General features: G+C 56.3%; 15 protein-coding genes. 7 read left to right on the top strand and 8 right to left on the bottom strand.

Features of this window, described 5'->3' with window-relative positions:
• Positions 1-103: 103 nt before the first annotated feature.
• From hmsP to F0319_RS13610, 3 genes are all read left to right on the top strand, one after another.
• Positions 104-2,110: a biofilm formation regulator HmsP gene (gene hmsP, locus F0319_RS13620; protein WP_111963701.1), complete on the top strand. Its 2,007-nt coding sequence runs from the start codon at positions 104-106 to the stop codon at positions 2,108-2,110.
• Positions 2,111-2,269: 159 nt separating this feature from the next.
• Entirely contained in the window at positions 2,270-3,556 is a 1,287-nt protein-coding gene (locus F0319_RS13615) for a dicarboxylate/amino acid:cation symporter (protein ID WP_023309587.1), read from the top strand.
• A gap of 226 nt (positions 3,557-3,782) precedes the next feature.
• The gene (locus tag F0319_RS13610; RefSeq protein ID WP_047646783.1) at positions 3,783-5,276 is read left to right on the top strand and encodes a M16 family metallopeptidase; all 1,494 of its coding nucleotides are present in this window, start codon (positions 3,783-3,785) and stop codon (positions 5,274-5,276) included.
• 63 nt (positions 5,277-5,339) lie between these two features.
• Here the strand turns inward: F0319_RS13610 and kdgK are convergent, their stop codons facing one another.
• Positions 5,340-6,269: a 2-dehydro-3-deoxygluconokinase gene (gene kdgK, locus F0319_RS13605; RefSeq protein ID WP_149367188.1), complete on the bottom strand. Its 930-nt coding sequence runs from the start codon at positions 6,267-6,269 to the stop codon at positions 5,340-5,342.
• A 229-nt stretch (positions 6,270-6,498) separates the two neighbouring features.
• Between kdgK and pdeH the strand changes: the two genes are divergently transcribed.
• Positions 6,499-7,272 (top strand): cyclic-guanylate-specific phosphodiesterase, encoded by a 774-nt coding sequence (gene pdeH, locus F0319_RS13600; RefSeq protein WP_115876804.1) that lies wholly within the window; start codon positions 6,499-6,501, stop codon positions 7,270-7,272.
• Between the two features lie 65 nt (positions 7,273-7,337).
• Entirely contained in the window at positions 7,338-9,380 is a 2,043-nt protein-coding gene (locus tag F0319_RS13595; RefSeq protein ID WP_149367187.1) for an AsmA family protein, read from the top strand.
• A gap of 60 nt (positions 9,381-9,440) precedes the next feature.
• Here the strand turns inward: F0319_RS13595 and F0319_RS13590 are convergent, their stop codons facing one another.
• The 3 genes from F0319_RS13590 to F0319_RS13580 all read right to left on the bottom strand — a co-directional run bounded on the left by F0319_RS13590 (position 9,441) and on the right by F0319_RS13580 (position 12,999).
• On the bottom strand, positions 9,441-10,763 hold the full coding sequence (locus F0319_RS13590; RefSeq protein WP_111963705.1) for an MFS transporter: 1,323 nt from the start codon (positions 10,761-10,763) through the stop codon (positions 9,441-9,443).
• Between the two features lie 260 nt (positions 10,764-11,023).
• Positions 11,024-12,049, bottom strand: coding sequence for an inner membrane protein YhjD (yhjD, locus tag F0319_RS13585; RefSeq protein WP_149367186.1), 1,026 nt, complete (start codon positions 12,047-12,049; stop codon positions 11,024-11,026).
• Positions 12,050-12,099: 50 nt separating this feature from the next.
• Positions 12,100-12,999: a LysR family transcriptional regulator gene (locus tag F0319_RS13580; protein ID WP_149367185.1), complete on the bottom strand. Its 900-nt coding sequence runs from the start codon at positions 12,997-12,999 to the stop codon at positions 12,100-12,102.
• A 119-nt stretch (positions 13,000-13,118) separates the two neighbouring features.
• Here F0319_RS13580 and F0319_RS13575 point away from each other — a divergent pair, with 119 nt between their 5' ends.
• Positions 13,119-13,877 (top strand): SDR family NAD(P)-dependent oxidoreductase, encoded by a 759-nt coding sequence (locus F0319_RS13575; protein WP_149367194.1) that lies wholly within the window; start codon positions 13,119-13,121, stop codon positions 13,875-13,877.
• 264 nt (positions 13,878-14,141) lie between these two features.
• Here F0319_RS13575 and F0319_RS13565 read toward each other — a convergent pair whose 3' ends face one another.
• Positions 14,142-14,681 carry a GNAT family N-acetyltransferase gene (locus tag F0319_RS13565; protein WP_136195970.1) on the bottom strand — a complete coding sequence of 180 codons (540 nt, stop codon included), beginning with the start codon at positions 14,679-14,681 and terminating at the stop codon, positions 14,142-14,144.
• A gap of 148 nt (positions 14,682-14,829) precedes the next feature.
• On the opposite strand from F0319_RS13565, the gene F0319_RS13560 reads away from it, so the two are divergent.
• The gene (locus tag F0319_RS13560) at positions 14,830-16,416 is read left to right on the top strand and encodes an STY4199 family HEPN domain-containing protein (protein ID WP_149367184.1); all 1,587 of its coding nucleotides are present in this window, start codon (positions 14,830-14,832) and stop codon (positions 16,414-16,416) included.
• Positions 16,417-16,477: 61 nt separating this feature from the next.
• On the opposite strand, the gene F0319_RS13555 is transcribed toward F0319_RS13560, so the two are convergent.
• The 3 genes from F0319_RS13555 to F0319_RS13545 form a co-directional block, all read right to left on the bottom strand.
• The gene (locus F0319_RS13555) at positions 16,478-18,127 is read right to left on the bottom strand and encodes an alpha,alpha-trehalase (protein ID WP_111963711.1); all 1,650 of its coding nucleotides are present in this window, start codon (positions 18,125-18,127) and stop codon (positions 16,478-16,480) included.
• Positions 18,128-18,308: 181 nt separating this feature from the next.
• Positions 18,309-19,661 carry a glutathione-disulfide reductase gene (gorA, locus tag F0319_RS13550; protein ID WP_133295294.1) on the bottom strand — a complete coding sequence of 451 codons (1,353 nt, stop codon included), beginning with the start codon at positions 19,659-19,661 and terminating at the stop codon, positions 18,309-18,311.
• Positions 19,662-19,732: 71 nt separating this feature from the next.
• Positions 19,733-20,575 carry a 23S rRNA (adenine(2030)-N(6))-methyltransferase RlmJ gene (locus tag F0319_RS13545; RefSeq protein ID WP_032640380.1) on the bottom strand — a complete coding sequence of 281 codons (843 nt, stop codon included), beginning with the start codon at positions 20,573-20,575 and terminating at the stop codon, positions 19,733-19,735.
• Positions 20,576-20,577: the final 2 nt, after the last annotated feature.

The raw sequence follows: 20,577 nt of genomic DNA, 5'->3' as shown, positions 1-20,577 counted from the left end.
CCATTTGTAAGTCTCTCTTAATAGCGCGGCAATCGGGTATACTCAGGCGCGCCGGGTTTACACCCTGGCGCGCCCTGCGCTTCGAGTTTTGTGGAGAGTCATTTTGCGTGTCAGCCGTTCCTTAACAATCAAACAGATGGCGATGGTCTCTGCCGTCACTATGCTGTTTGTCCTGCTCTTCTGCGTAATTTTGCTGTTTCATTCCGTACAGCAGAATCGCTATAACACGGCTTCGCAGTTAGAAAGTATCGCCCGCTCGGTGCGCGGCCCGCTTTCTGCCTCTATCCTGAAAGGGGATATTCCAGAAGCGGAAACCATTTTAAAACGTATTCAGCCTGCCGGCGTCGTTAGCCGCGCCGATGTCGTCTTGCCCAACCAGTTTCAGGCGCTGCGGATGAGCTTTATCCCGGAGCGTCCCGTCCCGATGATGGTGATGCGCCTGTTTGAACTGCCGGTGCAAATTTCGCTTCCCGTTTATTCGCTTGAACGCCCTGCGAATCCGCAGCCGCTGGCCTACCTGGTTTTGCAGGCGGACTCCTACCGCATGTATAAATTCGTCATGAGCTGGGTGGTTACGTTAGTGACCACTTGCTTACTTATGACGCTTATTCTCAGCGTGGCGCTCACCTGGTGCATTAACCGGCTGATTGTTCATCCGCTGCGCCGTATCGCCCGTGAGCTGAATACGCTTGCGCCGCAGGATCAGATGGGACATCAGCTTGAGCTGCCGCGTCTGCATCATGACGATGAGATAGGTATGCTGGTGCGCAGCTACAACCTCAACCAGCAGCGCATCCAGCGTCAGCAGGATGAATTAAACAGCAGCGCCACCCGTTTTCCGGTATCGGAGCTCCCCAATAAAGCCTTCCTGATGGCGATGCTGGAGCAGACCGTTGCCCGCCAGCAAACCACGGCGCTGATGGTTATCGCCTGTGAAACCTTGCAGGACACGGCTGGCGTGCTTCAGGAGAGCCAGCGCGAAATGCTGCTGCTCACCCTGGTGGAAAAGATCAAATCTGTCCTTGCCCCGCGCATGGTGCTGACCCAGGTCAGCGGTTACGATCTGGTGGTGATTGCCAACGGCGTAAAAGAACCGTGGCATGCGATCACCTTAGGTCAGCAAGTACTCACTGTCATTAATGAGCGGTTGCCCATTCAGGGTATCCAGCTTCGTCCGAGCGCCAGTATCGGTATCGCCATGTACTATGGTGATTTAACGGCGGAGCAGCTTTATCGTCGCGCGTTCTCGGCGGCGTTTACCGCCCGGCGCAAAGGGAAAAATCAGATCCAGTTCTTTGAACCGGAGCAGATGGAAAAGGCGCAGCAGCGCCTGACGGAAGAGAGCGACATCCTGACCGCGCTGGATAACCGGCAGTTTGCCCTCTGGCTACAGCCGCAGATGAATTTGCTGACGGGAGAAGTGAAAAGCGCCGAGGCACTGCTGCGCGTGCAGCAGCCGGATGGTTCATGGGAACTGCCGGAAGGGCTGATTGAGCGCATTGAGTCCTGCGGCCTGATGGTTACCGTCGGCTACTGGGTGCTGGAAGAGTCCTGCCGTCAGCTGGCCGCCTGGCAGGAGCGCGGCGTGACGCTGCCGCTGTCGGTTAATTTGTCTGCTATGCAGCTTATGCACCCGACCATGGTTTCAGAGATGCTGGAGCTGATCCATCGTTACCGAATCAAACCTGATACGTTAACTCTGGAAGTGACGGAGAGCCGACGCATCGACGATCCTAATCAGGCGGTCGCGATTCTGAAACCGCTGCGTAATGCCGGTATTCGCATTGCCCTGGACGATTTTGGCATGGGATACGCCGGGCTGCGTCAGCTTCAGCACATGAAAACCCTTCCGGTAGATGTGCTCAAAATTGACAAAGCGTTTGTCGAAGGTCTGCCGGGCGACAGCAGCATGGTGCAGGCGATTATCCAGATGGCGCGTAGCCTCAACCTCCATCTTATTGCCGAGGGGATTGAAACCGAAGCGCAACGCGCCTGGCTTGCGGAGGCGGGCGTGGAGAGCGGACAAGGCTTCCTTTTTGCCCCCGCAGTCCCTTCGGATATCTTTGAAGAACGATACCTTTCTGGTGCTGACAATAACGCAAAAGTGTAATTTTGTTGCTGGCTTGTGCGAGCCAGCTCAAAGTTCTTAACATTTGTGTTTCAAATTTGAACTGAGTTTATTTCTGTCCTGTTATGTGGGTGTTATTTTAAAGCCGCAGGTTAACCATAACCTTACAAAGCCTGTGGTTTTTCTTCCCAAGGACACCTTATGAAAACCTCACTCTTCAAAAGTCTTTATTTCCAGGTCCTGACAGCCATCGCCATCGGTATTCTGCTGGGTCACTATTACCCTGAGCTGGGCGCGCAAATGAAACCGCTTGGCGACGCGTTCGTTAAGCTCATCAAAATGGTCATCGCTCCGGTGATCTTCTGTACCGTAGTAACGGGCATCGCTGGCATGGAAAGCATGAAGGCGGTCGGTCGTACCGGTGCAGTGGCGCTTCTCTATTTTGAAGTGGTCAGTACACTTGCGCTGATTATCGGTCTGATCATCGTCAACGTGGTGCAGCCAGGCGCGGGGATGAACGTAGACCCGTCAACGCTTGATGCCAAAGCGGTCGCGGTATATGCCGAGCAGGCGAAGGATCAGGGCGTGGTAGCCTTCCTGCTGGACGTGATACCGGGCAGCGTCATTGGCGCGTTCGCCAGCGGAAACATCCTCCAGGTGCTGCTGTTCGCCGTGATGTTTGGCTTTGCCCTACACCGTCTGGGCAGCAAAGGCCAGCTTATCTTTAACGTAATCGAAAGCTTCTCGCAGGTGATCTTCGGCATCATCAATATGATCATGCGCCTGGCGCCGATCGGTGCTTTTGGTGCGATGGCCTTCACCATCGGTAAGTATGGCGTCGGTACGCTGGTGCAGCTGGGTCAGCTGATTATCTGCTTCTATATAACCTGTATCCTTTTCGTAGTCGTGGTGCTGGGTTCCATCGCCCGCGCGACGGGTTTCAACATCTTCAAATTTATTCGTTACATCCGTGAAGAGCTGCTGATTGTTCTGGGGACCTCCTCTTCAGAATCGGCGCTGCCGCGTATGCTCGACAAGATGGAAAAGCTGGGGTGCCGTAAATCGGTGGTCGGGCTGGTGATCCCGACGGGCTACTCCTTCAACCTGGACGGCACCTCGATATACCTGACGATGGCGGCCGTGTTTATCGCTCAGGCGACCAACAGCCATATGGATATTTTCCATCAGATTACCCTGCTGGTGGTTCTCCTGCTCTCCTCTAAAGGCGCGGCAGGCGTGACGGGCAGCGGCTTTATCGTGCTGGCTGCCACCATTTCCGCTGTAGGTCACCTGCCGGTGGCGGGTCTGGCGTTGATTCTGGGTATCGACCGCTTCATGTCAGAAGCTCGTGCGTTAACCAACCTGGTGGGTAACGGCGTGGCAACGGTGGTGGTGGCGAAATGGGTGAAAGAGCTGGATCACAAAAAGCTTGACGATACTCTGAATAATCGTTCAACTGACAGCAAAAATCCTGGCTTAACCTCTTAATCTTGTCACAAATGCCCGTATTCCCTTGTCGGGATGCGGGCTCCTGCGCATAATAACTGTTCGTACCTGTCATAATTCGACAAGATTTTTTTGGGTATATTTCACTTCGGACCGTGACGTTTTGCCGAACGCGCGGTCTAATCGACGTGTTTTCATCGTCATCTTTAAGAGTGAAGCGCGTCGCGAGGCACTCTTTTTTAACCAGGAATGTTGATCAGGGGTTCACATGCAGGGCACAAAAATTCGACTCTTAACCGGCGGTTTGCTGATGATGGCAGCAGCCAGTTATGTGCAGGCAGATGCGCTCCAGCCAGACCCGGCCTGGCAACAAGGGACATTAGCGAACGGTTTTCAGTGGCAGGTGTTAGCCACTCCGCAACGTCCCAGTGACCGTATAGAAATCCGTCTGTCCATTAATACCGGTTCCCTCACGGAAAGCACCCAGCAAACCGGTTTTAGCCATTTTATTCCCCGGCTGGCGCTCACGCAGAGCGGCAGCCTGCAAGCGGTTCAGGTGCGTTCACTTTGGCAGCAGGCCATCGATCCGAAGCGCCCGCTTCCTCCGGCTGTTGTCTCGTATGACTACACCATGTTTAACCTGAGCCTGCCTAATAACCGTAACGACCTGCTGAAAGAAGCGCTTACGTATCTCTCCGATGCCTCTGGCAATCTGGCGATTACGCCGGACACCGTTAACTATGCGTTGAGCAACAGTGACATGGTGGCGACCTGGCCCGGAGATACCAAAGAGGGCTGGTGGCGCTACCGCCTGAAGGGCTCAACGTTACTGGGACATGACCCGGCCGAACCGCTGAAACAGCCGGTCGATGCCGAACAGGTAAAATCGTTCTACCAGAAGTGGTACACCCCGGACGCCATGACGCTGATCGTGGTAGGTAACGTGGACAGCCGCGCGGTGGTGGAGCAGATCAACAAAGCGTTTGGTGATTTGAAAGGTAAGCGTGAAACACCAGCCCCTGTCCCGACGCTCTCTCCGCTGCGTGCAGAGCCTGTCAGCATTATGACGGACGCCGTGCGTCAGGATCGCCTCTCCGTCATGTGGGATAACGCCTGGCAGCCTATCCGTGAGTCCGCGGCAATGCTGCGCTACTGGCGTGCCGATCTGGCGCGTGAGGCGCTGTTCTGGCACGTTCAGCAGACGCTGAGCAAGAACAACGTCAAGAATATCGGTCTTGGCTTTGACTGCCGCGTGCTGTTCCAGCGCGCGCAGTGTGCCATTAACGTTGAATCGCCGGGCGATAAGCTGAATGCCAATCTGGGCGTGGTCGCGAAAGAGCTGGCAAAAGTGCGTAAAGAGGGGCTTTCCGAAGAGGAATTCAATGCTCTCGTGGCTCAGAAAAAACTCGAGCTGCAGAAGCTGTTTGCGACCTACGCACGTGCCGATACCGACATTCTGATCAGCCAGCGTATTCGCTCCCTGCAGAATCAGGTGGTGGACATTGCGCCGGAACAGTACCAGAAGCTGCGTCAGGACTTCCTGAACGGTCTGACCGTCGAGATGCTCAATCAGGACCTCCGTCAGCAGCTGTCACAGGAGATGGCGTTGATCCTCCTGCAGCCGAAGGGCGAACCGGAATATGACATGAAGGAACTTCAGACGACCTGGGATTCCATTATGGCTACCGCGCCGCAGCCAGCGCAGGCCGCCACGGCGGATGATTTACATCCGGACGCGACGGATATTCCGCAGGGGCAGTAATGCTTAAACATTCCCTCTCCCTGTGGGAGAGGGTTAGGGTGAGGGCATCAGCCCGCACCTTACTTAAACAGGCATCGCCTCGCGCGGAATAATCGCCCCGCGATACTGAATCACCGTGCTGGCCGTCAGGTGCCCACGCCGTGCCGCAGCTTCCGGCGTTCCACCCGTCAGACGTACCGCCAGATAACCCGCGCTGAATGAATCACCTGCCGCCGTGGTATCAATCACTTTCTCTTTGGCAAGCTTAACCGCCGGAACGTCAACCAGCGTTTCACCCGCCACCGCGACCAGGCACGAATCCGCACCGCGCTTAATCACCACTTCGCTCACGCCAGCCGCTTGCGTGCGTGCAATCACGTCCTCTACCGGTTTCTCCCCCCAGAGGGCGTCTTCATCGTCGAGCGTCAGGAAGGCGATGTCGGTGCACTGCAGCATCTGTTGATAGACCTGCTGCGTCTCTTCGCGGCTGCCCCACAGGCGCGGGCGGTAGTTGTTATCGAAAATGACCTTGCCGCCGTTAGCACGGCATTCGCGCAGCAGCGACAGCAGCTTTTCACGGCTGGTGGGGCTTAAAATCGCAAGGCTAATCCCGCTCAGATAGAGATAGTCAAAGGTCGCCAGCTCTTCGCAGATGGCCGCAGCCGCGTCGCTCTCCAGCCAAAATTTGGCCGCGGCTTCGTTACGCCAGTAATAAAACGTGCGTTCGCCGGTGCTGTCGGTCTCGATGTAATAAAGTCCCGGGAGGCGGTTTTCCATACGCTGAATAAGCGACGTTTCAACATGTTCACTCTGCCAGGCCTCCAGCATCTGCTGGCTGAAGCTGTCCGTTCCCAGGGCGGTAACGTAGTTCACGGTGAGCGCCTCAGGCGCGACCTGGCGGGCAATATAAACGGACGTGTTTAACGTATCGCCACCAAATCCGCGGCTGACTTCAGCGCCTTTTTGTGACAGTTCAATCATGCATTCGCCAATCACGGCAATTTTTTTAGACATAGTCGTGAACCTGAACAGAAGAATTATCAGCAGTGTGCGCTGAGTGAATTAACCGGTCAACTATATTAAAACAACGTTCCATTATTTTATTTGAGCCAGCGCGTGTTCCCGCGCATTTCTGTCATCTTAATTTCATTTTCCCGGTGAATTGAACATAAAGTTCTCAATTGTCGCGCCGATAATCCTGTGACGAGTCCAGAAAGGCTATCCCAACAACAGGACATCTGAAATGAAGTCAGAGCAGGTTATCCAGCGGCTGAGCACTACGCCTGAGGCAAGTATTGAGAACTTGCAGGAGCATCGCTACTGGCTGCAATGTGAGCGTGCATACACCTATCAGCCGATCTACCGAACAGATGGTCGACTGATGGCAATTGAAATTTTGACCGTCGTTACGCACCCCTCAAACCCCACTCAGCGCATCGCGCCGGATCGCTATTTTGCCGAAGTTGCCGTTCGCCAGCGTCTGGATGTGCTGGAAGAACAGCTTCGCATGCTGGCGACGAAGCAGTCCTTTTTCGAACAGCACGATATCCTCGCCTCGGTGAACGTCGACGGCCCAACCCTGCTGGCGCTGCGGCAGAACGCAAAATTGCAGGAGCTGATCGCCACCCTGCCGTGGATGCGCTTTGAGCTGGTGGAGCATGTCCGTCTGCCGCAGGATTCCTCGTTTGCTTCGATATGCGAATACGGCCCGCTGTGGCTGGATGACTTTGGGACCGGCATGGCGAATTTCTCCGCCCTGAGTGAGGTGCGCTACGACTACATTAAAGTGGCCCGCGATCTGTTCATTATGCTGCGTCAGACCCCGGAAGGTCGGAACCTGTTTACGCTGTTATTACAGCTGATGAACCGCTATTGCCAGGGCGTGATTGTTGAAGGTGTGGAAACGCTGGAAGAGTGGCGTGATGTGCAAAGCTCGCCTGCCGCGGCGGCGCAAGGCTATTTCCTCTCCCGACCGGTACCCATGGATCGCCTCGATAGCGTGATAACTACCCTCTGATAAGCCCGCTTCCCTTTGTCTGGACTATAGTTTTACAGGACAGGTCATCAGGAAAGGGGATAAAAATGACAAGAACAACCAGGGTAATCTCCTGGACAGCAGGGATTTTCTTGTTGTTGATCGTGGTCGTCGCCATCATTATTGCGACGTTTGACTGGAACCGTCTCAAGCCGACCATCAACCAGAAAGTCTCAACCGAACTGAACCGCCCCTTCGCCATACGCGGTGATTTAGGTGTGGTATGGGAGCGTCAGAAAGAGGAGCCAGGCTGGCGAAGCTGGATCCCCTGGCCCCACGTCCATGCCGACGACATCATTCTCGGCAACCCGCCGGACATCCCGGACGTCACCATGGTCCACCTGCCGCGCGTGGAGGCCACGCTAGCGCCGTTAGCGCTTCTGACCAAAACCGTTTATCTGCCGTGGATCAAACTTCAGCAGCCTGATGCGCGTCTGATCCGACTCTCAGAAAAAACCAACAACTGGACGTTTAACCTTGCCAGCGATGGCGACAAGGATCCGAATGCCCAGCCTTCTTCCTGGTCATTCCGTCTCGACAATATTCTTTTCGATCGCGGACGGATCGCCATCGACGATAAGGTCAGCAAGGCGGATATGGAGATCCTGGTCGATCCGTTGGGCAAACCGCTGCCGTTTAGCGAGGTCACGGGCACGAAAGCAAAAGGCGACGCGGCAAGCGTAGGTGACTATGTCTTCGGCCTGACGGCAAAAGGACGCTACAACGATCAGCCTCTCAGCGGTAAAGGGAAAATCGGCGGCATGCTGGCGCTACGGAGCGAGGGCACGCCGTTCCCGGTGCAGGCGGACTTCCGTTCCGGTAACACCCGCGTGGCGTTCGTGGGAACGGTTAACGACCCGATGAACATGGGCGGCGTTGACCTTCAGCTTAAATTTGCCGGTGATTCGCTGGGTGAGCTGTATGAACTGACCGGCGTACTGCTGCCGGATACCCCGCCATTCGAAACGGACGGGCATCTGGTCGCCAAAATCGATACCGAAAAATCGTCCGTTTTTGACTACCGGGATTTTAATGGCCGCATTGGCGACAGCGACATCCACGGCACGCTGACCTACACCACCGGAAAACCGCGCCCGAAACTGGAAGGGGATGTTGAATCCCGTCAGCTGCGTCTGGCCGATCTTGGTCCGTTGATTGGCGTGGATTCGGGCAAAGGCACAAATTCCAAAGAGGTCAAAAAGGACGTTCAGCCTGCGGGTAAAGTATTGCCTTACGATCGTTTCGAAACCGACAAATGGAACGTGATGGATGCGGATGTACGTTTCAAAGGCGGGAAAATTGAACATGGCAGTACGCTGCCGATCAGCAATCTTTCGACCCATATCCTCCTCAAAAACGCCGACCTGCGCCTTCAGCCACTGAAGTTCGGCATGGCGGGTGGGACGATTTCCTCGAACATTCACCTGGAAGGCGATAAGAAGCCGATGCAGGGACGGGCGGAGATCCAGGCGCGTCGATTGAAGCTGAAAGAGCTGATGCCGAACGTAGAGTTGATGCAGAAAACCCTCGGTGAAATGAACGGTGATGCCGACATTCGCGGCGTGGGTAACTCCGTGGCGGCGCTGCTGGGCAGCGGCAACGGAAACCTGAAGCTGCTGATGAACGACGGGCTGGTGAGCCGAAACCTGATGGAGATCCTGGGGCTGAACGTCGGTAACTACGTCGTCGGGCAAATCTTCGGCGATGACGAGGTGCGGGTGAACTGCGCGGCGGCCAATCTGGATCTGGTGAACGGCGTGGCGCGCCCGCAGATTTTTGCCTTCGACACGGAAAACGCGGTGATTAACGTGACCGGTACCGCGAGCATGGCTTCGGAGCAGCTTGATCTGACGATTGACCCGGAGAGTAAGGGGATCCGTATTATCACGCTGCGCTCGCCGCTGTACGTGCGCGGGACCTTCAAAAATCCGCAGGCGGGCGTGAAGCCAGGGCCGCTGATTGCGCGCGGTGCCGTGGCTGCGGCCCTTGCGACGCTGGTTACCCCAGCTGCAGCGCTGCTGGCACTGATTTCGCCGTCAGAGGGCGAGGCGAATCAGTGCCGGACCATTTTGTCGCAGATGAAGAAATAGCTCCCTTTCTCCCTCTCCCTGTGGGAGAGGGCCGGGGTGAGGGCATAAGGCCGCAGTGAATTACAGAGCCTGGTGCTTCGTCTCGTGCGTCAGCAGCAGCGCAATCAGCGTCAGCGCCGCCATGGCCGCAAGATAGACGCCCACATAGAACAGACCATAGTTTGCCTGCAGCCAGGTGGCGATATATGGCGCAACGGACGCACCCAGAATAGACGAGACGTTATAGGAGAACGACGCGCCGGTATAACGTACTTCAGTCGGGAACAGCTCGGGCAGCAGCGCGCCCATCGGGCCGAAGGTCAGCCCCATCAGGCTCAGGCCAATCAGCAGATAGGCCATCACCAGCGCCGGGCTACCTGAACCCAGCAGCGGCGGGAAGACGAACAGGGCAAACAGAACGATCAGCGTGGTGATCGTAATCATGCTCGCACGACGACCGAATTTATCCGCCAGCAGGCCGGCAATCGGAACCATCACGCCAAAGCCGATCACCGCCATCATCAGCATCCACAGCACTTCGTTACGCGGCAGCCCCAGCCCAACCGGCGCAGCGGCGGTACTGAACGTCATGGAATAGACGGTCATGATGTAGAACAGCGTATAGGTGGCGAGCATGATAAACGTGCCCAGCACGGTCACGCGAACGTGTTTGGTCAGAAGCGTACCCAGCGGTACTTTTACCTGCTTGTTCGCCGCGGCCACTTTCGCGAAGACAGGCGTTTCATGCAGAGAAACACGCACATACAGGCCAATCAGCACCAGCACGGCTGAGAAGATAAACGGAATACGCCAGCCCCAGCTCATGAACTGTTCATCCGTCAGCAGCCATGAGAGCAGCAGGAACGTCCCGTTGGCAAAGAAGAAGCCAATCGGAGCGCCAAGCTGCGGGAATGAGCCATACAGCGCGCGCTTGCGCGCCGGGGCGTTCTCGGTCGCCAGCAGCGCCGCGCCGCCCCATTCACCACCCAACCCCAGACCTTGCCCAAAACGCGCCAGCGCCAGCAGGACCGGCGCCAGAATACCAATGGTTTCGTAGGTCGGCAGCAGGCCGATGGCTACGGTGGAGATCCCCATCGTCAGCAGCGAGGCCACCAGCGTGACTTTGCGGCCGATGCGATCGCCAAAGTGTCCAAACAGCGCAGAGCCAATCGGACGCGCAACAAACGCAATCGCAAAGGTCGCCAGAGACTGCAGCGTGGCCGCCGTCGGATCGCCCTGCGGGAAGAAAATGTGTGGGAATACGATGACCGCGGCGGTGGCATAAATATAGAAGTCGAAGAATTCAATGGCGGTGCCAATCAGCGATGCGACAACAACTTTATTGCGCGAATTTACCGGAACGTTTTCCGTTTCTGAGTCGAGTGTGGTGGCGGTTGCTTGCATAATATTTTCTTATTTTTGTCGAACGAAAGGCCATATTACGCACAGCAAAAGCGACATTTCAATCTGTAACAAAGCCGCGACCCGGTGATAAAAACAGCAAAAAGCGGATAATTTTCAGACCAGCCAAAACACGTCTATGAAATGCTTCACACATTTTAAATATCAGTCAATTAAACTGGTTTTCGGTTAAATAAAAGTTACGGGCTGGATTTATATGCTGAAATGATGAGTCGGGCTGAAATTTCAGCCCGATGGCAGGGCTAGCGGTGCGTTTTGCCGGGCATTCGCGTGTCGCCTTTGTACTCGGCGGTGGCAATCCATGCCGCGCAGAACAGGGTCAGGCGGGCGAAGAAGTAGAAGAAGGCCATCAGTCCAAGCACCGAGCCAAACGCCGCGCCGGAGGGGGATTTAACCAGTGACGGTAAGGTGTAGGTCATCACGATTTTGATCACCTCAAAGCCGATCGCCGCAATCAATGTGCCGCGGAGCAGCGCCTTCTTGCGCGGACGATGGCGGGGCAAGCGCCAGAAGATCCAGAAGAACAGCAGGTAGTTGGCGAAGATGGAAATAGCCAGCCCAATGCCGCGCCAGGCGGGCTTCAGCCACTCGATGTAATCCAGATAGAGCGCGGAGATGATCATCTGCTGCGCCGAGCCCGCCACGGAGGTAATGGAAAGCGTCACGATGAGCGCGACCAGCAGGCCAATCAGCGAAACAAAGTCGCGGAGATACTTGACCCAGATTTTCTCCTGGTCCTGCGGCTTACGCTCCCAGACGTCGCGCGACTGGGCGCGAATGGCCTCGCGCAGGTTGCCCATCCAGTTAACGCCGGAGTAAAGGGCAATCAGCAAACCGACGATGCCGACGGTGGTACGCTGCTGAACGGCGGTATTGATAGTGCTTTTGAGCGTACTGGCAAGGGTCGGGTCACTGACGTTATTCAGGATCTTATTGAAGATATCCTGCAGTAGCGTCGGGTGCGACGCGAGGACAAAACCGGCTGCCGCGAACGACACCATCAGGATCGGTATCATAGACAGGAAGGAAAAATAGGTGATGGCGGCACCAAACTGGTTTCCCATGCGGTCATTAAAGCGCTCGGTTGCGCGTATCAGATGCGCCACCATGGGAAACTGCAGAATTCTCGCGGCGATGCCGGTGACGGTCCCCAGCGCTTTGCTGGCGGTACCTGGCGTTTTGGCCTCTTCGGGCCCGGTTTCCATCTTTTTGACGGGCTCATACTCTAAATGTTGGGTGGGTCGTTGCGGGTTGTTTTCCGGCGTCACGCGTCTTTTCCTTTTCGTTTGGCTGGATGTTATTGAATTATAGCTTGCGACTAGTCCACGTAAGCTTTTGTGAGTTCGGTTAGCCACTCCATGAACAAATGGACCCGGCGGGAGAGGTTGCGCCGGTGGGGATAAATCAGGGAAACAGGCATCGGTTCGGCCCGGTATTGCGGGAGGATCTCAATCAGCTTCTTCGCGCGCAGTAAATCGCGCACCCCAACCCGCGGCACCTGAATAATGCCCAGTCCGGCGAGACAGGCAGCCTGGTATGTTTCCGTGCTGTTGACGGTCAAGACCCCGCCCGTTTTTATCCACTGCGTTGCACTGCCGTTATAAAACTCAAAGCCCTGTGGGCGTGTTCCCAGCGTAGCGGTGTAGTGAATAACGGCGTGCGAGCCTAAATCGTCCAGGGTTTCCGGGTAGCCAAAACGCGCCAGATAGTCCGGGCTGGCGCAGTTAATCACCGACAGCTTGCCCAGTGGACGGGCAATCAGCCCTGAATCCTTCAGCGTGCCGACGCGTACCACGCAATCAAACCCTTCGCGGATCACATCCACCAGACGATCGCTGCTGCTGAGCTCCAGCTCGATGCCCGGATAATGCTGCAGAAAAGCAGGGAGTTTGGGGATGACTAAATTTCGAGCTACGGCGACGGGCATATCCACGCGGAGCCGTCCGCTGATGCTGGAGGGATCGTGCAGAAACATACCGTCGAGTTCATCAAGGTTTGCCAGCAGATCTTTTGCCCGCTCGTAATAGACCATACCGTCCTGCGTCAGGCTGACGCGGCGCGTGGTGCGGTGCAATAGCTGGGTGCCAAGCCGGTTTTCGAGGGCCTGAATCTGTCGTGACACGCTGCCTTTCGGCAACGTTAATGTTTCTGCCGCGCGGGAAAAACTCTCCAGTTCCGCGACGCGAACAAACAGCTGCATTGCGTGAATTTTATCCATAGATGTAGCTCATTGTTGTTTGTGCTGAAACAGTGAAGCGTTTTAACTCATCTTTATTGATTTTCTATCACCTAATAAGCTCTTACTCAATCTCCATAACAGCCAAAACGAGGTTTATGATGACTGAACGTATCGCATTAGTGACGGGTGGTAGCCGTGGTTTGGGTAAAAACGCTGCCTTAAAGCTGGCGGCAGACGGCACGGGAATTGTGCTGACCTACAACCGCAGCCAGCAGGAAGCGCTGGACGTCGTGCATGAAATTCAGGAAAGAGGCGTCAACGCGGCGGCATTGCAGCTCAACGTCGGGGATATCACGAGTTTTGAGCATTTTGCCCAACAGCTTCAGGAGACCCTTAAGAGCGTCTGGCAGCGTGAAACGTTTGACTATTTATTGAACAATGCCGGGACGGGTTTATATGCGCCTTATACCGACACGACGGAAGCCCAGTTTGACGAGGCGCTGAACATTCATTTCAAAGGACCTTTCTTCCTGACCCAGCGCCTGCTGCCGCTGCTTAGCGACGGGGGACGTATCCTCAACGTCTCCAGCGGGCTGGCCCGTTTTACCCAGCCGGGCTCAGGGACCTACGCGGCCATGAAGGGGGCGATGGAAGTGCTGACGCGCTATCAGGCGAAAGAGCTGGGCGCGCGCGGCATTTCCGTCAATATCATTGCGCCTGGCGCGATAGAAACAGACTTTGGCGGCGGACGGGTGCGCGACAACGCGGAGCTGAATCAGTTGCTGGCCTCGCAGACGGCGCTGGGACGGGTGGGTCTACCGGACGATATCGGTGATGCCATTGCGGCACTGCTCAGCGATAAGCTGGGCTGGATGAATGCGCAACGTATTGAAGTGTCAGGCGGTATGTTCCTGTGATGCCCGGACTTAAGAGGAAGGAACCTCTTAAGGAACCCTTAATATGGATGTGTCTGCACACTGACAGCGATAAAGAACGCAGTTAGCCATAGCCGATAACCCATTTTCATCACGATATTTCTCCAGAGAAAAACCCTGATGTTTTTTATTAACGCAATGGCCGCAGAAAATATTTTCAGCGCATGACGTTTGATATTCGTTTCCTCTTAATAGCGACCCTGAAGAGGAAACGACGTCCGGAAATATCGGCTAAATTGCTGTTGGTCAGGAATTATTATTCAGGTATTCCTGCTGTAATAAACCAAATAGCCAGTCATTTTGCCAGCGACCCGCAAGATAATAGCTCTCACGTAACTCACCTTCCAGGCGAAAGCGGGCTTTTTCCAGCAGGCGTCTTGAAGCAGCGTTTCCCGCTGTTACGGTGGCGGTGAGTCGCCGTATACCGCCCTGAAGAAAAGCGTAATCGCAAAGCGCCTTCAGGGATTCAAAGCCGTAACCTTTCCCCTGCGCCTCGGGGGCGAAAAGGAAGCCCACTTCGGCGCAGTCCTCCTCCCGATGAATATACCCGGTAACGCCCAGCGGGGCCTGGGAGGCGGTGTCACGTACGACGAGACAAAGCCAGTGCGCGCTGCCCGGAGCCCATGGCGTCAGGCGCGAATCAAACGCCTCTCGTATCGCCGCGACGGGGCGGTCTTCCGCCACAAAGCGCATAACGTCCGGGTGCTGCTGTAACGCCAGAAAAAAGGGCCAGTCTTCTTCCTGCAAAGGTGAGCAGTTCAGGCGAGGGGTAATTAAAACGGGCATTCAGATTCTCCTGACACTTTTTAAATGATTTTAGGGTTGTCACTTTATTTCAACAGAAAGTCAGGTATGGTTAACCGCGTATAAATAAAAAGAATAAAGGGTGTCTCGCGCCCATTCCTGATGTCTTCGTTGTCGCTTAAGGAAAACAATGACTCTCAGCACATCACACCATATTCGCGAACAGTTTGAACACTGTCTGGCGGTCATTCGCCTTGCGTCGGTGGAAATTTTACTCCTTCTGAATGTACATGCTTCTGAGGGCAAAGATCCACGCTGGTTTCTGGAACAACTCGACAGCGCGCGATTAGCTTTGGGCGGCTGGGGAGCCGTTGCGAAAAAACTCAACCTGAATGATGCCGAGATGTCGGAATTTACGCTCCAGCTGCGCCTGCTGCAGCAGCGCGTACCGCAATATGAAAGCGGACAGGATGTGAGTGAAAACCAGCTTATTGCGGCGATGCGGTTTGTGACCGCGCTGGAACATCTTCGCCTTCAGCAGCCGCTGTTGACCTACAGCACGGAGCTGGCACCGGGCAGCGAACTCCAGCAGCAGGCGCACAAGCAGGTACGCGCAATTGAGCTGATGCTTAAAGGGCTTATCCAGCAGGCCTGGCCCGATCAGGTAAAGCTGAACAACCATCTTAAGACCCTGTTTAACGCTGACCGCGTAAGGCGCTGGCTGAAGCTTGGCGAGATCAACGATGTCCTGAGCGGCATGATGTTCAGCGAGCTGGCGCAGATGCTGGTGGATAAAAAAGAGTTCAGCCGCTATTACGCTTCGCTGTTCAGCGACCCGTCCATGCTGACGCTGCTGGTTGAACCACGCAAAACGCTGCAAACCTTTCTCGACGATATTCGGCAAATCCGCAACAGCATCACCGTTCAGAAGACGTTAAGCTCGGCGCAAATTCAGCTGCTGGACAACTACTACGCGCAAATCGCGCGGCCCGTTCAACGCGCGTTTGAAGAGGGGAGAACGCGCGTTAATCCGGCAGGATTCATGGCGGTAGATGCCAGCGAACTGCATACCTTCTGGGAAAAGGCGCAGAAAATGGATCGGGTTACCGGTGGGGATCTGTTTGAAGTCCGTGACACCATTGAAAAGCCGACCCAGCGCGCGCCGCGCACCCCCGAACAACGCGAGCAGCTCATTTCCGGTGCGCTATGGGGGGCGGTTGGCGTTATGGTGATTGCCATTGTGGCAGGGGGCTTCTGGCTGGTGACCAGCAGCAAGCCGCAGCCAGCGGCCGTCAGCGCGGCTGAAGCGGCTCCACCGCAGGAAATGCGTGAGACGCCTTCCTCGCGCGAAACGCTCACGCGCATGGGAGTCACCTGGGACGAGAATAATTTCCGCTCGGCCATTAACCGCAACGATACTCGCGTGACCCAGCTCTTTTTGCAGGGCGGTATGGACTGGAAGCTGTCCTGGACCGAAGAGGCGATGTCGGCAGGCCATGACGACGTGCTGGAGCTGATGTTACGCTACCGGCAAAACATGGTGGAAGAGAAGCCGTGTCGCCGCTTCATCAACACGCTCAGCCACGCGATGTCGAACGGCGAGTCTCTGACCTCGGTACGTAAAGAGTATCTCAAAGCGTTCTGCACCGTGCCTGCCGTAGTGAAACGCCAGCAGCACGATCTCGACATGGCCACACGCCGCGCGCAGTCACAGCCGGATGCCACCACCAAAAAATGGCAGTCTATTCAGAGCGCCATTTATGAGGTGATACGCTAACATTATCCCCTCACCCCAGCCCTCTCCCCGGAGGGGCGAGGGGGAAAAGGCCGCAACCTGCTTAAGGCTCCCCATACAACCCAATCAGCCGCCGCACCACGCCGTTTGTCCAGCCGAAACCGTCCTGCAGCGGATACTCACCCCCGCCACCTTCGCGCGGCGTGCTGCTGGCGATGTGGTACTTCTCAATCAGCTTGTGGTGCGTCTTGTAGAAATGGTTCACCGTATGCAGCCAGCTCCAGGCGATCTCATCCCCCAGCGAGTCGTTGCCGTACTGCTTGAATCCCTGAATCGCCATCCACTGCAGCGGCGCCCAGCCGTTGGGTTTATCCCACTGCTCGCTGGTTTCGTACTCGGTCGCCAGAATTCCGCCCGGAGTCAGCAGACGCGCCTTGACCGCATCCGACAGGCGTTCCGCCTGCTCGTGAGTTGCCATGCCAACGTACAGCGGCACGATGCTGGCGGCAGAAAACAGCGCCAGCTCTTCGCGTCGCCAGTCGTAATCTCGGTAACAGCCGCTCTCCTCGTCCCACAGATAGCGGTTCACCGCCGCGCGGCGATCGTTGGCTTTCTGGCGGAATTCCTCTGCCGTCTCTTTATCCCCTTTCGACGCCGAGATGTTGGCGATAGCGCTTTCCAGTTTGAACAGGAAGGCGTTCAGATCGATGGGGATGAACTGCGTCGTGCGGATGCTGGCGAGACGCGACGGATCGCGCAGCCAGCGGGACGAGTAATCCCAGCCGGACGCCGCACCCGCGCGCAGGTCGCGATACACCTCATTTGGCGGACGGCCCGAGTGGCGCGCGGTTTCCACGTCCTCGATCCACGATTCGTCGCGCGGGGTATCGCGGTCATCCCAGTAGCGGTTGAGCAGTGAACCGTCCGGCATGCGCACGGCGCTGCGGTATGCCTGATTAAGCAGCAGCGACTCCGCACCGTCCATCCAGAAGGCGTACTCCATTTTGAGGTGATCAAGATAGCGTTTCGCACCGCGCACGCCGTCCTCCTCAAACAGCTCCACCATCAGCGCAAAGACCGGCGGCTGTGAGCGGCTGAGATAATAGGTGCGGTTGCCGTTGGGGATATGCCCGTAGCGTTCTATCAGCCAGGCGAAGTTGTCCGCCATACATTTGAGCAGATCGTTACGGCCGCTCTCCGCCAGCCCCAGCATGGAGAAATAAGAATCCCAGTAGTAGGTCTCGCTGAAGCGCCCGCCGGGGACGATATAGGCCTGCGGCAGTGCCAGCAGGGAAGACCAGGGAATATGATCCTGCGGCTCGCGCGTCAGCACCGGCCACAAGTTATCAATGTGCTCTTTCAGGGAGAGTCCTGGATCGGAGACATATTCTGTGCCGTACGTTTCCGGCATCCAGAAGTGGTTTTCCACAAACTGGCGCAGGTCGAAATCCCGGTGGCGTCTGACCTTGCGGTAGCGGATCAAGATATCCAGCGGATCCATCTTCGGCGCGCAGTCGGGGAAGGTTTTACTGTCCGCAAACAGCCGCGTCGACTGCACGTGTTCGAACAGTTCAAGGTAGCGGTCTGCGGGCGTCAACGCATCGGAGGCGGGTAGCCCCTCGATCATTTCGGGTTCCGGCTCCGCCTCAATCATTTCATCCAGTTTCAACTCGCAGGGATCGGTCTCGTAGCGCAGCTCTTCTGCAATCTCGAACTCGATGTTCTCGGTAGCCTGTAGTTTCTGGTTGAACATGGTGATAGGGACCTCCGGTTGTGTGTTCAAAAGACAGGTTTATCCGGGCGTCTTATAAGCGTAGACATTCGCTTCGGTAGATGGGGAGGGAAATGTGCGGTAGATCACTATTTTCGGAGCATTCGTTTTGCAACGATTTATGAATGTTAAAAAAATGCCCCTGCGGGGAGGGGCATCATGATTAACGCATGGTCACAAACTCTTCCGCGGCCGTCGGGTGGATTGCCACAGTATTATCGAAGTCTTTCTTGGTTGCGCCCATCTTCAGCGCCACGGCGAAGCCCTGCAGGATCTCATCCATGCCGAAGCCAATGCCGTGGATACCGACAATCTTCTCTTCCGGGCCGACGCAGACCAGCTTCATGCGGCACGGCTGACGGTGCGAGGTGACGGCGGTATACATTGCGGTGAACGCCGATTTATACACTTTTACCTGGTCGTCGCCGTACTGCTCGCGCGCCTGCGGCTCGGTTAAGCCGACGGTGCCGATTGGCGGATGGCTGAAGACCACGGTCGGGATGTTGCTGTAGTCCAGATGCTCGTCCGGCTTGTTGTTAAACAGGCGCTCGGAGAGACGACGACCCGCCGCAACGGCGACCGGCGTCAGCTCAACCGCACCGGTATTGTCGCCGACCGCGTAAATGCCCGGTACGCTGGTGTTCTGGAATTTATCGACGACGATATAGCCTTTTTCGTCGGTTTTCACGCCAGTCACGCCCAGGTTGAAGTTATCGTTCGCCGGTTCACGGCCAATCGCCCAGATCAGGCAATCAACGGTCTGGCTGCGACCATCTTCCAGCTCAAGCGTCAGGCTTCCGTCCGCGTTTTTCACCACCGCTTTTGGTACGGCGTTGGTGTGCAGGGTTGGGCCTTCGGTGTTCATCACTTCAACCAGCGTATCGACAATCAGCGGGTCAAAACTGCGCAGCGGCGCGTGTTTACGTACGAACAGGTGCGCTTCTGCGCCCAGGCCGTTAATCACTCCGGCCAGTTCAACCGCGATGTATCCCGCGCCTACCACGGCAACGCGCTCAGGCAGGGCTGGCAGCTCGAAGAAACCGTCGGAGTCGATGCCGTATTCCACGCCCGGGATGTTCGGGTGGCTCGGACGACCGCCGGTGGCGATCAGGATGTGATCGGCGGTGATCGTCTCGCCGTTCACTTCGATCGTTTTCGCATCAACGAAGCGGGCGAAACCGTGGATAACGTCAACGTTATTTTTACCCAGCACGTTGTCGTACGAGGTGTGAATGCGATCGATGTACGCGGTACGGCTGGCGATCAGCTTGTCCCAGTCGAAGCGGTTGATGGTGGTGTCAAAGCCGTAGTCCGGGCCATACATATGGATAGCTTCACGGATCTGCGCCGCATGCCACATGACCTTCTTCGGTACACAACCCACGTTCACGCAGGTGCCGCCCAGCGCTTTGGCTTCAATCAGCGCGCACTTCTGGCCGTACATGGCCGCGCGGTTGATGGAGGCGATGCCGCCGCTGCCGCCGCCGATTGCGATGTAGTCATAATGCTTAGTCATAGCTTTTGTCCTTAATCGTGAATTGCCGCGATTGTATACCTGAAATCAATAGTTTCCACCGATGGCTGCGATTACTCCGGCACTATCCAACTGACGGTAGCGTGGCCTGTACCCGCCGGCACCAGCGTTTTATGCAGCCACGGCAGCACGTTGTTCATCTGCGCTTCGAGCTTCCACGGCGGGTTGATTACAATCATGCCGGAGGCGGTCATACCGCGCTGATCGCTGTCCGGACGTACCGCCAGCTCGATCTGCAGGATCTTGCGGATGCCGGTCGCTTCCAGGTCTTTGATCATGCGTTTGATCTGCGCGCGCAGCACCACCGGATACCACAGGGCGTATGTCCCGGTGGCGAAGCGCTTGTAGCCTTCGTGGATACCGGTTACCACCGCCTGATAGTCGGTTTTGATTTCGTACGGCGGGTCGATGAGCACCAGGCCGCGACGGGAAACCGGCGGCAGCTTGGCCTTAAGCTGCTGGTAGCCGTCGGCTTTTTCGACGCGGGCGCGGCTGTCTTTCTGGAATTCTGAACGCAGCAGCGGGAAGTCGCTCGGGTGCAGCTCGGTCAACTGGAGGCTGTCCTGCTCGCGCAGCAGCTGGCGGGCAATCAGCGGCGAGCCCGGGTAATAACGCAGCTGGCCGTTGCGGTTGAAGTGGTTCACCACGCCGATGTACGGCTCCAGCTCGGCAGGCAGGTCGTCCTGCTGCCAGATGCGGGCAATCCCTTCCAGATATTCACCGGTACGCTCGGCATGCTCACCGCTCAGCTGATAACGGCCCGCGCCCGCATGGGTGTCCAGATAGAGAAATGGCTTCTCTTTCTCTTTGAGCGATTCGATGATCAGGCTCTGAACGGTGTGTTTAAGGACGTCGGCGTGGTTGCCTGCGTGGAAGCTGTGGCGATAACTGAGCATGG

The sequence above is a fragment of the Enterobacter vonholyi genome (genome assembly GCF_008364555.1).
Classification (GTDB): domain Bacteria; phylum Pseudomonadota; class Gammaproteobacteria; order Enterobacterales; family Enterobacteriaceae; genus Enterobacter; species Enterobacter vonholyi.
This window is presented reverse-complemented; position numbering and strand designations above follow the sequence as displayed.

What these genes read in the sequence shown, in the direction of transcription:
- F0319_RS13560 (WP_149367184.1), top strand. Translation starts at nt 14,830, where the DNA reads ATGACTCTCAGCACATCACACCATATTCGCGAACAGTTTGAACACTGT.
- F0319_RS13590 (WP_111963705.1), bottom strand. Translation starts at nt 10,763, where the DNA reads ATGCAAGCAACCGCCACCACACTCGACTCAGAAACGGAAAACGTTCCG.
- pdeH (WP_115876804.1), top strand. Translation starts at nt 6,499, where the DNA reads ATGAAGTCAGAGCAGGTTATCCAGCGGCTGAGCACTACGCCTGAGGCA.
- F0319_RS13555 (WP_111963711.1), bottom strand. Translation starts at nt 18,127, where the DNA reads ATGTTCAACCAGAAACTACAGGCTACCGAGAACATCGAGTTCGAGATT.
- F0319_RS13615 (WP_023309587.1), top strand. Translation starts at nt 2,270, where the DNA reads ATGAAAACCTCACTCTTCAAAAGTCTTTATTTCCAGGTCCTGACAGCC.
- F0319_RS13595 (WP_149367187.1), top strand. Translation starts at nt 7,338, where the DNA reads ATGACAAGAACAACCAGGGTAATCTCCTGGACAGCAGGGATTTTCTTG.
- kdgK (WP_149367188.1), bottom strand. Translation starts at nt 6,269, where the DNA reads ATGTCTAAAAAAATTGCCGTGATTGGCGAATGCATGATTGAACTGTCA.
- F0319_RS13575 (WP_149367194.1), top strand. Translation starts at nt 13,119, where the DNA reads ATGACTGAACGTATCGCATTAGTGACGGGTGGTAGCCGTGGTTTGGGT.
- F0319_RS13580 (WP_149367185.1), bottom strand. Translation starts at nt 12,999, where the DNA reads ATGGATAAAATTCACGCAATGCAGCTGTTTGTTCGCGTCGCGGAACTG.
- F0319_RS13610 (WP_047646783.1), top strand. Translation starts at nt 3,783, where the DNA reads ATGCAGGGCACAAAAATTCGACTCTTAACCGGCGGTTTGCTGATGATG.
- F0319_RS13545 (WP_032640380.1), bottom strand. Translation starts at nt 20,575, where the DNA reads ATGCTCAGTTATCGCCACAGCTTCCACGCAGGCAACCACGCCGACGTC.
- gorA (WP_133295294.1), bottom strand. Translation starts at nt 19,661, where the DNA reads ATGACTAAGCATTATGACTACATCGCAATCGGCGGCGGCAGCGGCGGC.
- F0319_RS13565 (WP_136195970.1), bottom strand. Translation starts at nt 14,681, where the DNA reads ATGCCCGTTTTAATTACCCCTCGCCTGAACTGCTCACCTTTGCAGGAA.